Source organism: Virgisporangium aurantiacum, assembly GCF_016863635.1.
GTDB lineage: Bacteria > Actinomycetota > Actinomycetes > Mycobacteriales > Micromonosporaceae > Virgisporangium > Virgisporangium aurantiacum.
In genome coordinates this window covers 315078-329409 of sequence record NZ_BOPG01000034.1, presented here as the reverse complement: position 1 = coordinate 329409, position 14332 = coordinate 315078, and the positions used below count along the sequence as shown (strand labels likewise).

11 protein-coding genes are annotated in these 14332 nt (G+C 73.2%); 6 read left to right on the top strand and 5 right to left on the bottom strand.

All coding sequences use genetic code 11. From position 1 onward, the window contains the following. On the top strand, positions 1–729 hold the full coding sequence (gene priA / locus Vau01_RS29360; RefSeq protein WP_203999025.1) for a bifunctional 1-(5-phosphoribosyl)-5-((5-phosphoribosylamino)methylideneamino)imidazole-4-carboxamide isomerase/phosphoribosylanthranilate isomerase PriA: 729 nt from the start codon (positions 1–3) through the stop codon (positions 727–729). 2 nt (positions 730–731) lie between these two features. Beyond that, positions 732–1487, top strand: coding sequence for an imidazole glycerol phosphate synthase subunit HisF (gene hisF, locus Vau01_RS29355; protein ID WP_203999022.1), 756 nt, complete (start codon positions 732–734; stop codon positions 1485–1487). A 2-nt stretch (positions 1488–1489) separates the two neighbouring features. Here hisF and Vau01_RS29350 read toward each other — a convergent pair whose 3' ends face one another. Next, a complete protein-coding gene (locus Vau01_RS29350) occupies positions 1490–2383 on the bottom strand; it encodes a LysR family transcriptional regulator (RefSeq protein WP_203999019.1) in 894 nt (297 codons plus the stop codon). Between the two features lie 74 nt (positions 2384–2457). On the opposite strand from Vau01_RS29350, the gene Vau01_RS29345 reads away from it, so the two are divergent. From Vau01_RS29345 to pgfA, 3 genes are all read left to right on the top strand, one after another. Continuing rightward, positions 2458–3345, top strand: coding sequence for an EamA family transporter (locus Vau01_RS29345; protein ID WP_203999016.1), 888 nt, complete (start codon positions 2458–2460; stop codon positions 3343–3345). Continuing rightward, positions 3336–3839 (top strand): DUF456 domain-containing protein, encoded by a 504-nt coding sequence (locus tag Vau01_RS29340; protein WP_203999013.1) that lies wholly within the window; start codon positions 3336–3338, stop codon positions 3837–3839. The genes Vau01_RS29345 and Vau01_RS29340 overlap by 10 nt, the downstream gene beginning before the upstream one ends. Before the next feature lie 127 nt (positions 3840–3966). Beyond that, positions 3967–4974, top strand: coding sequence for a cell envelope lipid trafficking protein PgfA (pgfA, locus tag Vau01_RS29335; RefSeq protein WP_203999010.1), 1008 nt, complete (start codon positions 3967–3969; stop codon positions 4972–4974). A 54-nt stretch (positions 4975–5028) separates the two neighbouring features. Here the strand turns inward: pgfA and Vau01_RS29330 are convergent, their stop codons facing one another. Next, a complete protein-coding gene (locus tag Vau01_RS29330) occupies positions 5029–5751 on the bottom strand; it encodes a class I SAM-dependent methyltransferase (protein ID WP_203999007.1) in 723 nt (240 codons plus the stop codon). A 23-nt stretch (positions 5752–5774) separates the two neighbouring features. On the opposite strand from Vau01_RS29330, the gene Vau01_RS29325 reads away from it, so the two are divergent. Further along, the gene (locus Vau01_RS29325) at positions 5775–6905 is read left to right on the top strand and encodes a glycosyltransferase family 4 protein (RefSeq protein WP_239151942.1); all 1131 of its coding nucleotides are present in this window, start codon (positions 5775–5777) and stop codon (positions 6903–6905) included. A gap of 69 nt (positions 6906–6974) precedes the next feature. Here Vau01_RS29325 and Vau01_RS29320 read toward each other — a convergent pair whose 3' ends face one another. From Vau01_RS29320 to Vau01_RS29310, 3 genes are all read right to left on the bottom strand, one after another. Further along, positions 6975–7145, bottom strand: a complete 171-nt coding sequence (locus Vau01_RS29320; protein WP_203999001.1) for a hypothetical protein — start codon at positions 7143–7145, stop codon at positions 6975–6977. A gap of 15 nt (positions 7146–7160) precedes the next feature. Further along, positions 7161–8870 carry an MmpA family trehalose lipid delivery protein gene (locus tag Vau01_RS29315; protein ID WP_203998998.1) on the bottom strand — a complete coding sequence of 570 codons (1710 nt, stop codon included), beginning with the start codon at positions 8868–8870 and terminating at the stop codon, positions 7161–7163. A 1006-nt stretch (positions 8871–9876) separates the two neighbouring features. Further along, positions 9877–14322: an alpha-(1->3)-arabinofuranosyltransferase gene (locus Vau01_RS29310; protein WP_203998995.1), complete on the bottom strand. Its 4446-nt coding sequence runs from the start codon at positions 14320–14322 to the stop codon at positions 9877–9879. Between the last annotated feature and the right edge of the window lie 10 nt (positions 14323–14332).

Sequence of the window (14332 nt, the reverse complement as noted above, 5' to 3'; positions counted from 1 at the left end):
GTGACCCTGACCCTGCTGCCCGCTGTGGACGTGTCCGATGGCCAGGCGGTTCGCCTGGTACAGGGCGCTGCCGGCAGCGAGACGGTGTACGGCGATCCGCTGGAGGCGGCGCTCGCCTGGCAGCGCGACGGGGCCGAGTGGATCCATCTGGTCGACCTCGACGCGGCGTTCGGGCGCGGCTCCAACCACGAACTGCTGGCCGACGTGGTCAAGAAGCTCGACGTGGCGGTGGAGCTCAGCGGCGGCATCCGCGACGAGGACACCCTGCTCCGGGCGCTGGCCACCGGCGCCGCGCGGGTGAACCTCGGCACCGCCGCGCTGGAGAACCCGACCTGGACCGACTACGTGTGCGGCCGGTTCGGCGACAAGGTCGCCGTCGGGCTCGATGTGCGCGGCGAGACGCTGCACGCCCGGGGCTGGACCAAGCCGGGCGGCAACCTGTTCGAGGTGCTCGAACGGCTCGAACTGGCCGGGTGCAGCCGGTACGTGGTCACCGACGTGCAGCGCGACGGCACGCTGAGCGGCCCCAACCTCACGCTGCTGCTGCAGGTGTGCGAGCGCACCGAGCGTCCGGTGATCGCCAGCGGCGGCATCGCGAAGCTCGACGACCTGCGCGCGGTCGCGGCGCTGGAGCCGGTGGGCGTCGAGGGCGTCATCGTGGGCAAGGCCCTGTACGCGAGCGCGTTCACCGTTGACGACGCGCTGCGTACGCTGCGCGGCGCGGTGTGACCGTGAGCGTCGCCGTTCGCGTGATCCCGTGCCTGGACGTCGACGCCGGTCGGGTGGTCAAGGGCGTCAACTTCGTCAACCTGCGCGACGCCGGCGACCCGGTGGAGCTGGCCGCCGCCTACGACGCGGCCGGTGCCGACGAGCTGGTGTTCCTCGACGTCACCGCGTCCTCCGACGGCCGGGCCACGATGCTCGACGTGGTGCGCCGCACCGCCGAGACGGTGTTCATCCCGCTGTGCGTCGGCGGCGGCGTGCGGGCGGTGTCCGACGTCGACACCCTGCTCCGGGCCGGTGCCGACAAGGTCGGGGTGAACACGGCGGCGATCGCGCGGCCCGAGCTGATCAGCGAGATCGCGGAACGGTTCGGCAGCCAGGTGCTCACGCTGTCGCTCGACGTGCGGCGGAACGACACCGGCTCGTTCGAGGTGACGACGCACGGCGGCCGCCGCGGCACCGGTATCGACGCGATCGAGTGGGCCGCCCGCGCCGCCGAACTGGGCGCCGGCGAGATCCTGCTCAACTCGATGGACCGCGACGGCACCAAGGACGGCTTCGACCTCGAGCTGATCACCGCCGTCCGGGCGGCCGTGACGATACCGGTGATCGCCTCCGGCGGTGCCGGTGCCGTGTCCCACTTCCCGCCGGCGGTCCGCGCCGGTGCCGACGCGGTGCTGGCCGCGAGCGTCTTCCACTTCGGGGAACTGAAGATCGCCGACGTGAAGCACGAGCTGTCGGCGGCCGGCGTATCCGTCCGCTGAGATCAGGGCCGGGCGGCCCAGGTCTTGTGCAGTGCGGCGATCGCGGCGGCCACCGCCGGGCGCCGGGCCGAGGCCCGGCGGGTCGCGACCAGGACCCGGCGGGACGCCTGCGGGGCGACCTCGCGGGCCACGGTTCCGGGCGGGAGGGCGGTGCGGGCCAGCCTCGGCACCAGGGCAACCCCCAGGCCGGCGGCCACCAGGGTCAGTTGGGTCTCGAACTCCGCCACCAGGAGGTTCGGCCGGGCGCGGGGGAGGACCCGCACCAGCCACTCGTGGCAGACCGTGCCGGGCGTCGACCCAATCCAGCGTTCATGCTGGATGTCGGCCAGCGCCACCGGACCCGTGCCGGCCGCCAACGGGTGACCGGCCGGGACGACGAGGTCGGCGACGTCGTGCCCGAGCACCTCGTGCTCCAGTTCGGGCGGGAACGTCACCGGTAGCTCCGGCCACTCGTCCAGGACGGCGACGTCGACGGTGCCGCGGCGCAGCGCCTCGATCATCGTGTCGCGGTCGGCCTCGATCAGGCCGGTGGACAGCGTCGGATGGTCGACGGCCAGCCGGGTGAGCACCCCCGGCACCAGCCCGCGGCAGGCGGTGGGGAACGACGCGATCGTCAGGTTTCCGGCGACGACGCCGTGGTGCGCGGCCAGCGCCGCCTCGGCCTCCTCGACCGCGGTCAGCGCCCGGGTGGCGTGCTCCACCAGGACCCGGCCGGCGCTGGTGAGCCGCAGGCCGCGGCCGTCCTTCTCGACCAGCACGGTGCCCGTCTCGCGTTCCAGCTTCCCGAGGTGCTGCGACACCGCCGACGGCGTGCAGTGCAGGGCGGCGGCCGCCGCGGTGACCGTCCCGTGGCTCGCGACCGCACACAGCGCCCGCAGCCGACCGAGTTCAATCATGTAGCGAGGCTAACAGGTAACGCATAGAAACATTCGATGGTGCTTCATGACCTTGACGGGCACGATCGGACCCCGTGAAGCCTCGCGATCTGGCCCTGGCCCTGCTCGTCGCGCTCGTGTGGGGCGTGAACTTCGTCGTCATCGAGGTGGGGCTGGACACGATGCCGCCGCTGGTGTTCGTCACGCTGCGGTTCGCCGTATGCGCACTGGCCGTCGTCTTCGTCGGACGTCCCACGGTGCCCTGGCGGTGGATCGTCGCCGTGGCCCTGAGCCTCGCGGTGGTCAAGTTCCCGCTGCTGTTCGCCGGCATGGCGGCCGGGCTGCCGGCGGGGTTGTCCGCGCTCGTGCTGCAGTGCCAGGCCGTGTTCACCGCGGTGTTCGCGGCGGCGTTCCTGCGGGAGCGGCCGGGCCGCCGGGTCGTGGTGGGGCTGGGCGTCGCTACCGCGGGCATCGTGCTGCTGGGTGCGCGTCTCGGCGCCGACCGGCCGGTGACGGCGTTCGCCCTGGTGGTCGCGGCGGGTGCGGCATGGGGGCTGGCGAACGTCGCGATGCGCAGGGCGACCGCGCCCGACCTGCTGAACTTCATGGTCTGGGTGAGCGTGGTGGCGACGCCGATCCTGGCCGCGCTGTCGCTCGCGGTGCACGGGCCGGGCGAGGTGGCGGCGGCGCTGCGGGCGCTCGACCCGGGCGCGGTCGGCGCGGTCGCGTACATCGCGGTGCTGGCGACGCTGTTCGGGTTCGGCGCGTGGGGGACGCTGATGCGCCGGTACGGTGCGGCGACGGTCGCGCCGTTCGCGATGCTGGCACCGGTGTTCGCGTTGGCCTCCGCGGCGGTGCTGCTGGGCGAGGAGGTCGGCTGGACGCAGGTGGTCGGTGGATCGGCGGTGCTCGCCGGCGTCCTCCTGGGTGCCGTGCCCGTGCGGGTCGGCGGGGCGACCGGTAGGTTTCGGGCGTGGACCTAGGCGATTCCGAATCGTCGATCACCGTCATCTGCGCCCTGGCGATGGTGGTCGGCGTGCTCGGCGTGATCATCCCGCTCGTGCCCGGCGTGATCCTGTGCTGGACGGCGACGGTCGTGTGGGCGATCTTCGGCGGCGTCGACAGCGTGGGCCGGTGGGCCGTGGTCGCCGTCGTCACGATCGTGGCGCTGCTCGGGCTCGTGTCGAAGTACGCCTGGCCCGGCCGCAACCTCAAGCGCAGCGGCGTACCGAACCTCACCCTGCTCGCCGGCGGGGCGCTGGGCCTGGTCGGCTTCTTCGTGATCCCGATCGTCGGCCTGCCGATCGGCTTCATCCTCGGCGTCTGGCTGGCCGAGTGGCGACGGGTGGGCGACAGCAAACAGGCATGGCCGTCGACGAAGGCGGCGTTGCAGGCGGCGGGCCTTTCGATGCTCATCGAACTGAGCACCGCGCTGGTGATCGCCGGCACGTGGACGATCGGTCTGCTCGCCACCTGAAACGGGCGTCAGGAAACCCGGCAGCGCAGAATAGCTCCCGAATGTTTCTCGCCATCGCTTTCCTTACAAGCTACTGCGCGGTAACCTCAGCGACGCCTGTGATTGTGGACACGTGCGTGGAGGTTCGATGCGACGCGTTGCCGGCATTCTTCTTGTCACACTGGGTGCATTCGGTATAACGCTCGGTCTATTGATGCCCACGGTCATCTACGATCGGCTCGCCGTCGCACCCCTCGACCCCGATAGCGAGACGGTTGCCCAGGGCACCAACATGACAGTGTTCTACCCGGGTGAATTGGCCAAGGGCGGTAACCCGATCCGTACCGACGCCACGGTCACCGCCCGGCGGATCGTCAGCGGTCAGTACGACGCCCCCGAAGTGAAACTGAACGGCGACGTGGCCCTGTGGCGGGTCGGCCTCGTCGTGGAGGACGAACGCGGCACGCTCATCAACGCCATCGAGCAGTGGGTGTGCGTCGACCGGCGGACCGCGGAGGGCCTGCAGGACTGCGAGAAAGAAAAGATCGACGACGGCACCGAGACGACCGACGTCGACCAGCGCGGCCTGCAGTACAAGTTCCCGTTCGACACCCAGAAGAAGGACTACACGTTCTTCGACATTTCGTTGCGCCGCGCGCTGCCGATCGCCTACGACGGCGAGGAGTCGGTGAACGGCCTGGCCACGTACCGGTTCGTGCAGCGGATCGAGCCGACGAAGGTCAAGACCCAGCAGGTGCCCGGCAGCCTGTTCGGCAGCACCGAAGGCACGCTGTCGAGCGACCAGATGTACGAGAACGTGCGCAAGATCTGGGTCGAGCCGCACACCGGGCAGATCGTCAAGGGCGAGGAGCAGCAGCGCCAGTTCCTCCAGGGCCCGGGCAACAAGCAGTTCGTGGTGCTGGCCGGCACGCTCGCCTGGACGCCGCAGACCGTGCAGCAGCAGGTCGACAAGGCCAGCGAGGCCGCCGACCGGCTGGTGCTGCTGACCCGCACCGGCCCGATCGTGATGTGGACGGTCGGCGGGCTGATGGTCATCGGTGGCGTGCTGCTCCTGGTGTCGGGCCGCGGCACTCCCCGGAGCCGGCACCGTGGTCGCCCGAAGGCCGTGGAACCGGAACCGGTACCGACCGGCTGACATGACGCCGAGCCGGTGCTCCGCGGGCACCGGCTCGGGTCGACAAACCCGGCGTCAGCGACGCCGCAACACCATCGCGAGGTTCCACGACACGACCTCGCGCACCACCGGGACCCGCACGACCCAGCGGGCCCACCACGGGTGATACCTCGGCAGGAAGTGGACAAGGTCCGCCTGTCCGGTACCGCGCGCCCATTTCAGGGCCGCATTGATCGAGATGGGGTAGAGGCTGTGTCCGAACCGGTTCTTCGGCTCGTGACCCGTCCGGCGGCGGTAGCGGCGGGCGGCGTACCCACCACCGAGGTAGTGCCAGGGCGCAGTTTCGTGTCCACCCCAGGGCGACCACCACGGCGTGAACGACACGAACACGGTTCCGCCGGGACGCGTCACGCGCACCATCTCGTCGAGCATCTTGTGCGGGTCGGGCACGTGCTCGAGCACGTTCGACGAGTAGCACACGTCGAACCACGCGTCGGCGAACGGCAGCGCCATCCCGCTCGCCCGCACCATTCCCGCCGCCGGGCCACCGCGGGCCGACAGTTCACCCGCGTCGGGGTCGACGCCGATGTAACCGGCGCCGGCGGCGCGGAACGCGTCGGCGAAGTAGCCGGGGCCGCCGCCGACGTCGAGCATGGATTTTCCATCGAGCGGGGTATATGTCTTCAGGAGCGCGACCGAGTCGTCGGCCAGTTCCTTGTAGAAGCGGTCGGGGTCGGTCTGCTCCACCAGGAAGGCGCGGAAGAGCCGCACCGAGCGGTCAAGCGTCGCGTGGGTCATGTGGCCACCTGGCGGTCGTCATGGTGAATGTACTTATCACGACATGGCGTGATACAGGCCATCCGGAGTCCGGTGGTTCCGAACGTTACGTCGAGCGGATCGCGGTCGGTCTGGCGGCCAGCGGCCACCGCGTCACCATGTTCTGCGCGCGGCCCGCGGGTGGCCCGCGCGACGAGGTGATCGACGGCGTGCGGTACGTGCGCCGCGGCGGCCGGCTCACCGTCTACCTGTGGGCGGTGATCGCCGTGCTGCGACTGCGCCCCGACCTGGTGGTCGACGTGCAGAACGGCATGCCGTTCCTGACCACGCTGGTGGCCCGCTGCCCGGTGGTGGTGCTCGTGCACCACCTGCACAAGCTGCAGTGGCGGTCGTGGTTCGGCCCGGTGCTCGGCCGGGTCGGCTGGTGGCTGGAGTCGTGGGTGGCACCGCGCGTCTACCGGAACTGCCGCTACGTCACGGTGTCCGAGCACACCCGCACCGAACTGGCGCTGCTCGGAATCGATCCGGAGCGCGTCGCCGTGGTGCCGAACGGCCTCGACCCGGTACCGCACGTCACCTCCGGCCGCGATTCCCGGCCGCTGCTGGTCGTGGTGAGCCGACTGGTGCCGCACAAGCGGATCGAGCACGCCGTCGAGACGGTCGCCCGGCTGCACCGGCGCTGGCCGGACCTGCGGCTGGAGATCATCGGCCGGGGCCCGTCGGCCGAGCCGCTCGCCGCGTACGCCGCCGCGCACGGCGTCGCCGACCGGGTCACCATCCACGGCTGGGTCGACGAGCAGGAGAAGCACGAGATCCTGGCCCGCTCGTGGGTCCACCTGTGCCCGTCGGTCAAGGAGGGCTGGGGCATCGTCGTGATGGAGGCCGGTGCCCACGGGGTGCCGACGGTCGCCTACCACGCCGCGGGCGGCGTGGGGGAGTCGGTGCTGAACGGGAAGACCGGCCTGCTCGCCGACGACCTCGACGAGTTCGTGACGGCGGTGGAGGGCCTGCTCAAGTGCGGGCTGATGCGCACCGCGCTGGGCGAGGCCAGCCGCGAGTACGTGGCGGGATTCGAGTGGGAGCACAGCGTCCGCAGCTTCGACCGGGTGGTGCGCGCGGTGCTGGCCGGCCAGCCGGTGGGGAACGCGTCGCGCCACACGCCCGCCGCCACATAGGCACGCAAAGAAGAACGGCTCAGCGGGATCGAGGGTCCCGCCGAGCCGTTCAGCTGTGTGCGTGGGGGGTCAGCGCTGGCCGTAGGGAACGACGTCGCGCTGCTTGACGTTGGTCTCGCCCTTGAACGTGGCTTCGACATCTTTGTCGGGCGCGTTGGTCGTGACGATCGCGGCGGTTGCGCCCGCAGCGAGGCCGATGCCGAGAACGGCGGAGATCAGGATGGCAGCGACCATGCGCACGGGGGAGCCTCCTCGTCAGATCGCACCATGTTCGGCGACGGACATGAATGTACTCGTCGGTAACCTACGTCGCAACCACCAGCCGAGCGCGATCAGAACCGTGATCAGGACGGCCGCGTCGACCGCGATCACCGCCGTGCGCGCGGCCGTGTGGTCGGTCACGGTCCGCGGTGGTTCGGCGACGCTGCCGGGGACGCGGTACAGCGCCAGCCACCGGCCGTCGAGGACGGGCGTGAGCCTGGCCAGCTCGGACGGCCCGACTGCGCCCGGGGTGCCGTACTCGACCAGCACCCAGCCGATCCCGAGCCTTGCCAGCCGGTCGGGGTCACCTATCGCCGCGCCCACCTCGGCCGCCCGCCGGTCTTCGCCCTGCAGCGCCCGGTCGCCGACCACCAGCGTGTCGTCGACGACCGTCGACCGGTTCAGGAACCGGGGGGCGGGGTCGAGCTGGGTGCGCCGGTCGTTCCAGTCGAACTGCCGGAACGGTTGGAACGGCAGCACGAGCACGTCGCCCGGGCGCGGGTCGCGGTCGAGCTCGGCGCGGACCGCCGACCAGTCGCGCGGATAGCGGACGGGCTCCAGCCGGCCGCCGACCCCCCACGCCAGCCCCGGCAGCAGCGCGACGGGCAGCAGCGCCGCACCGATCAGCGCCGCCGTCCGGGCCCGTGGCCCTATTGGTGGTATCGCGTCGACCGCCATCGCGCAGCCCAGCGCGGCCGGCAGCGCCCACCACGCGACCCACTTCTGGCCGTCGCGCAGGATTCCGGCGCCGGGCACGTCGGCGACGAGCCAGCGGACCGCGGCGTCGAGCCCCGGCACGGTGGACGCGACGGCCATCGCGATCCCGAGCAGCCCGAGCCCGGCCAGCGCCAGCACCGGCGCCCGCCCCCACACCCGCGCGAGCCGCCAGAGCCCGTAGCCGCCGCCCGCCACCAGCAGCAGGGCCACCAGCGGCACCAGCACACCCGACCGGCCGGCCGGCACGGCGTCACCGTTCCAGATGCCGCCGAGGCCGAGCACGCTGACCACCGCGCCGCCCGGCCCCTCGCTCCGCGCGGCGAACGCGTCGACGGCGGCCGGATCGGACGCGCCGTTGCCCGTCGCCCCGTGCAGCAGCCCCGGCAGCCACCACGGCGCGTTCATCCCCACCATCAGGGGGACCGTCCGCGGTGCCTTCCGCAGCCCGGCGGCCGCCACCGCCGCGCCGGCCGCGAGCACCCCGCCGGTCGGCACGAGCACCGCCGGCGCGCAGGCCAGGATCAGCGCCGGCCAGCCGCCCGCCGCCCCCTCCCGGACGCGCAGCCCGGCCGCCCAGATCCACGGCAGGCATGCGTACGCCACCAGCACCGACCAGTGCCCGATGAGCAGCCGTTCCGCGACGTACGCCGTCCACGTGTAGAAGACCGCCGCGACCAGCGGTGCGGCCGGACACAGGCGGGCCGCGCCGTAGGCCGCCGCCCACACGGTGAGCAGCAGGACGACCTTCTGCAACACGTCACCCGGAATGACGGTGGTCGCGAGCGCGACCACCGCGTCGGCCGGTACCGCCCGGGGCAGCGCCGACCCGAGCCCGACGCTCTCGGCCAGCAGCGGCTGCCGTGGCGTGAAGACCATGTCGTACCGCAGCACGAAACCCGGTGCCAGGGCCGGGCCGACGATCACGAGCGCCGGCACCGCGCAGGCGGCGGCGAGGACACGCCCTGGCCATCGTGGTCGGTGTGTCATCGGCTCTCCCGGTGGGCGGTCATCCCCGATAGAGTCTGGATGTTACCGACCGGTAAGCCGGCATTGGGGAGGGGTTGCGATGGCGGTCGCCGCGGCACGGCCCGTGGCCCGGGTGCACCGCCAGGCGCTGATCGTCTCGGTCGCGTCGCTGGCCGGGAACGTCTCGAACTACGTCTTCACCGTGGTGGCGGCGCGGCTGCTCGTCCCGGCGTCGTTCGGTGAGCTGTCGGCGCTGATGGCCGTGCTGGTGGTCGGCATCGTGCCGGCGATGAGCGTGCAGACCGGGGTCGCGCTGTACGTCGCCACGGTCGGGCGGACCTCGGCCCGGCGCTCTGCCGTCGGTTCGGCCGTCGGCCTGGGCGTCGGGCTCGGCGCGGCGGTCGGGGTGACGGCGCTGGCCAGCGCGCCCGTGCTCGTCGCCCTGCTGCACCTGCACGGCGCCGGGCCGGCCCTGGTGCTGCCGGTCGCGCTGACGGCGTTCCCGGTGTACGGCGCGCTCTGCGGCGTCCTGCAGGGCCGGCAGCGGTTCGGGTCGCTCGCGCTCGTGATGGGTCTCGACACGGTGCTGCGCATCGGCGGCGCGATCGCCGGCCTCGTGATCGGACGCAGCGCGACCGCCGCGCTGGCCGGGCTCGCCACCGGCATCCTGCTGGCGACCGCCGCCGCCTTCGTCCTCTGCGGACGGCCGTGGCCGGCCCGCCCCGCGCCCGCCCTCCTGCGCGGGGTGGCCCACGCCGCCTATGCCACGGTGGGCCTGGTGGTGCTGCTCAACCTCGACGTGATCCTCGCCCGCAACGTGCTGTCGGCGCACGCGTCGGGGGTGTACGCCGTCGGCGCGGTGCTGGCCAAGGCCGCCTACTGGCTGCCGCAGGCGGTCGCCGTCGTCGTGCTGCCCCGGCTGGCCGACAGCGCCGGTCGCCGGTCGGCGCTGCGGACCGGTGTGCTCGCCGTGCTCGCGATCGACACACCGGTGGTGCTGTTCGCGGCGCTCGTCGGGCCGCGGCTGCTACCGGTCATCGGCGGTGCGGGATACCGAGGGGAGGTCGTGCCCCTGTGGCTGTTCGCGCTCACCGGGTCGCTGCTTGCCGTTGCCCAGTTGCTGCTCTTCTCCCGCGTCGCGAGCGGTGACGTGCGGTCGATCCTCGCGGTGTGGGTGGCCATCGCCGTCGAGATCGGCCTCGTCGCGCTCTGGCTCAACGGGTCGGTCACCGCGGTCGCCGGTGCCGCCGCCACCGCCGCCGGGCTGCTGGTGCTCGTCGGCGTCGGCGCGGAGGTCGTCGGGGTCGGGGGTGCCGGGGACGACGATCGCCGCGGCGGCGACCCCGGCGCAGACCGCGGTGAGCATGGCGGCCTGGGCGACGGTGCTGTAGGCCCAGTTCTGCGAGTGCCCGCTGAGCCGGCCGGCGACCGCGACCACGGTGGCGACACCCGCGCCGCCGAGCGCGATCCAGGCCATGGCCCGCGGGTACACCTGCCGCACCAGCGCTCCGGCGATGAGTAGGACCAGGGCCAGCACACCGGACAACGCGGCTACCAGCCCGAGCACGGCGACGGTGAAGACGTAGCGCCCGATGCGGCGGCGAGTCGGCGCGGGGCCTGACGGCACCGGGCGGCGGAGCGGTGGCACGGCGGCGAACAGCACGACGAGCAGCGCCGCGCCCGCACCTATCGCGAGCCCGCGCCGGTACGGACGGTCGGGCGTGAACTCGAGCCGCACCAGCCCGCCTTCGCCCTCCGGCACCACCCACGCCTGCTGCCAGCCGTCGACGCGGGTGGCCCGCAGCGGCTGGCCGCCGAGGGTGGCGCGCCAGCCCGGGTTGGCGTTCTCGGGGATCACCAGCAGCGACCGGGGACCGGCGGCGACGCGGATCGCCCGGTCGGTGGCGGTCCACTTCGTCACGGTGGTGGCCCGCTCCGCCGGGGGATCCGACATCGGACCCGCCGCGACCGGGCGCAGCGCGGCGTCCTGGATCAGGAACGAGGCCGAGGGCTCCGAGTGCAGGCGGTGCTCCCCGGCCGGCAGGTCCAGCGCGTCGGCGGCGAACAGGTCGCAGATCGTCGCCGGCAGTGGGCGCCGGCTGCGGAAGTCGTCAAGCGTCCCGGTGATCGAGGTCTTGAACCGGACCCCGTCGAGCTCGACGACCGGGCCGCGCCCGCACGGCACGTCGAGCGGGGCGTCCGGGCCGAACGGTGGCCGCAGGCCGGCCAGCGCCGGCAGGTCCACCTCGGCGAAACCGGGCGTCGCCTGGCTCGCGTTGCGGCGGTCGAGCACCCGCGAATCGAAGCCGGTGATGACGATCTCGACCTTGTCGGTGACGATCGGATCGAAGGTGGCGCTGCCGTCGGCGCGCAACGTGGCTGTGCGGGTGCCGACCGGCGTGCGTAGCTCGATCGTGGTGGCGCGGGAGCCGACGGGACGGCCCGGGAAGCGGACGGAGATCCGGTCAAGGCTGCGCATGTCCGTCCAGAACAGCTTCAGCGTCGGCGCGGTGTCGCCGACGTCGGCCAGCCACGCGGTGGTCGGGTCGCCGTCGATCGCGGCGAACGGCCCGACCCGTGGGTCGCCGGACAGCGACGAGGATGCGTCGGCCTCCAGCAGCGCCGGGACCAGCGGCGGCAAGGCGCCGGGACGCGGCACCGCGGTCACGGTCAGGCCGTAGCGGGCCGGCCGCGGGGTGCGGAACAGCCGGTCCAGGCCGTGCGCCTCCTCGCCGGTGCGGGCCAGCAGGGGGTCGCAGCGGACCGCGTTGCCCTCGTTCGCCGCCGGGTAGCAGGCCCCGCGGGGATAGTGGCCGCGGCTGAACGCGTACCCCGGCGCGTCCGCGGCGGCGCTCTGGTCGACGGGCACCCGCAGCGCCCGGCTGGTACCGACCCCGGGTAGCCCGAGTTCGTGAATGCCGACGTTGCCGGTGGTGCGCCCGCCCGTGACCGAGAGCACCGTGACCCGCACGGTCGTCGCCAGGCCGGCCGGCGTCGCGTAGACGCCTTCCGCGCCCGGTGTCACGTCGTGTTCGACGGAGCCGCGGTCGGTGGTGAGGCGGAACCGGGTGACCTGCCAGCCCACCCGCACGTCGTCGACGAACCTGAGGCGGACCTCGGGGATCCGGCGCGGAGTGTCCAGCGCCACCTCCAGCCACTGGCCCACAGGCCCGTCGAGGGACGCGCTCACCCAGGCCGTCGCCGGGTCGCCGTCGATCGCGGCGAACGGCAGCCGCGACGGCTCGGTGCCGGTCGGCGCGTCGGCGAAGCTCGCCGCGGTCGAGGCGGTGACGGCGCGGACGCCCTGGTAGACGGCCGTGGTCTGATGCTCCTCGCCGGGGAACGGCAGGATGTCGAGCGCGGTCCGGCCCTGGCGGGAGTTCTCGGCCGCGGTGAACGTCTGGCTGACGTTGTCCCGCACCCGGCCGACGTTGCGTTCCCGGCGGCGCAGCCCGTCGGTGACCAGCCAGGGACCGGTCGCCTGTGGCTGGTCCTCGTCGCGGTCGCCGGCGAGCAGAGCGGGCCGGTCGGCGCTGATCAGGTCCTGTTCGAGCAGCGGCAGCAGCGATTCCGGGCCGCCGCTGACGGTCGCGACCTCGGCCGTCGGCACCGCGCGGACCGTCGGCACCCGCTCGCCGACCGCGTAGATCTCGATGAGCCGGGGCGGCTGCTCGCCGTAGTCGACCGGGCTGCGGGTCTCGTCCGGCGGGGCGAGCTGCGGCCCGAACTCCTTCACGAGGCGTAGCCCCGGGGAGCGCGCGAGCGCCTGCCGGATCACCGTGATCGGCGGGATGTCGGGCCGGGAGCGGTCGATGTCGTTGCGCAGCAACAGGTAGCTGTAACCGTTGCGGGCCAGGTAACCGGCGAGCCCGGGCGAGCCCCGGCCGCCGGCGAGGACCTCCTCGACCGTGTCCATGACCCGGGTGTTGCCCTCCGAGCCGAGCGGGACCTGGCTCCGCAGCGCCCACGGCGCGCCGGCGAGCGGCTGGATCGGCTCGTCGATGGTCCGGCCCCAGGCGTACTGCCCGAAGCCGGTGCCGGGCACGAGCAGGGTGCGGGCGTCCCGGTCCTGGGCCGCGAGCCAGCCGGCGGCCTGCCGCCAGTAGCCGGGCAGGTCGCTCCAACCGGGACCGGGCCGCAGGGCGATCATCCAGGCGGGCGCGGCCACGACGGTCACCAGCAGCAGCGCGGTGGCCTGAGCGACCCGGTGGTAGCGCACCGGGACGCGGCGGAACGCGCCGGCGGGCACCCGGGTCAACGCGTGCATCAGGCCCAGGGCGAGGGGCAACCGGAGCACCGGCTCGAACTTGTGCACGTTGCGCAGCGGCGCGAGCGGGCCGTCGAGGAGGTGGCGGGTGGCGTGGGAGAGCGGCGAGTCGAGCGCGCCGACGAACCCCACCGTGATCAGGGTCAGGCCGGCGAGCGTTCCGAGCACCAGGAACCGGCGTTCCGGCAGGCCCCGCGCGGCGAGCCCGGCCAGGCCGGCAGCGGCGAGGGCCATCGTGGCGGCCATCAGCACCGGGTTGTCGACGAGCAGGAAACCGGCTGGCCACCACGGTTCGCCCTCGACCACGTACGCGACCCACTGGTTCGTGCCCCGCACCGCCTGGAACAGTGACACGACGCCCGTCGTGTTCGCCGCCGACTCGATGTAGGTGAGGAACGGCAGGCTGTACCGGCCGAGCAGCACCAGCGGCAGCATCCACCACAGCACGCAGCCGGCGATCGAGACGATCCACCAGGCGACAAGCGCGAGGTGCCGGCGCGTGACGGGGCGGGTCAGCAGCCACAGCGCGGGCAGCACCAGCACCGCGGCGACGATCGCGGCGTTGACGCCACCCATGCAGAGCACGGCGAGGCCGGACAGCGCCGCCGCCCGGCGCGGTGCCCGGATGCGGATCAGGGGCAGCAGTACCCACGGGAGGAGAGCGGCCGGCAGCATCTCGGCGGACACCGGGCCGATCTCGGTGAGCATCCGCGGCGCCAACGCGTACGCCAACGCGCCGAGGTGCTGGGCGACGTCCGCGGGCCGCAGGGCGGAGCTTCCGGACTCACCGGGTTCACCGGGTCGGCCGGGCTCGCCGCCGGGAGAGCCGACGCCGAGGGCCCGGGCCACCAGCAGGACGCCGCCGAACGCCAGGCACAGCACCAGCGCGCACCACAGCCGCTGCGTGATCCACATCGGGACGCCCAGCGCCTGCCCGGCGGCGAAGAACGGCCCCATCGGGAACAGGTAGCCGTACGCCTGGTTCTGCAACTCGCCGGAGGTGGCCATCGGGTTCCACAGGTGCAGCGAGCGCTCCATGAGCCCAGCCGGGTTCACGGTCAGGTCCAGTTTGGTGTCGAAGGTGATCCGGCCCGGCCGCTGGATGAACGAGATCGCTACCAGGGTGAGCAGGCTGGCGACCGTCAGCGGGCGCCGGCGCACGGCGTCGACCGCGCCACGCAGCCGTGCGGTGGGGCGGTTCGTCACGGGCGCACGT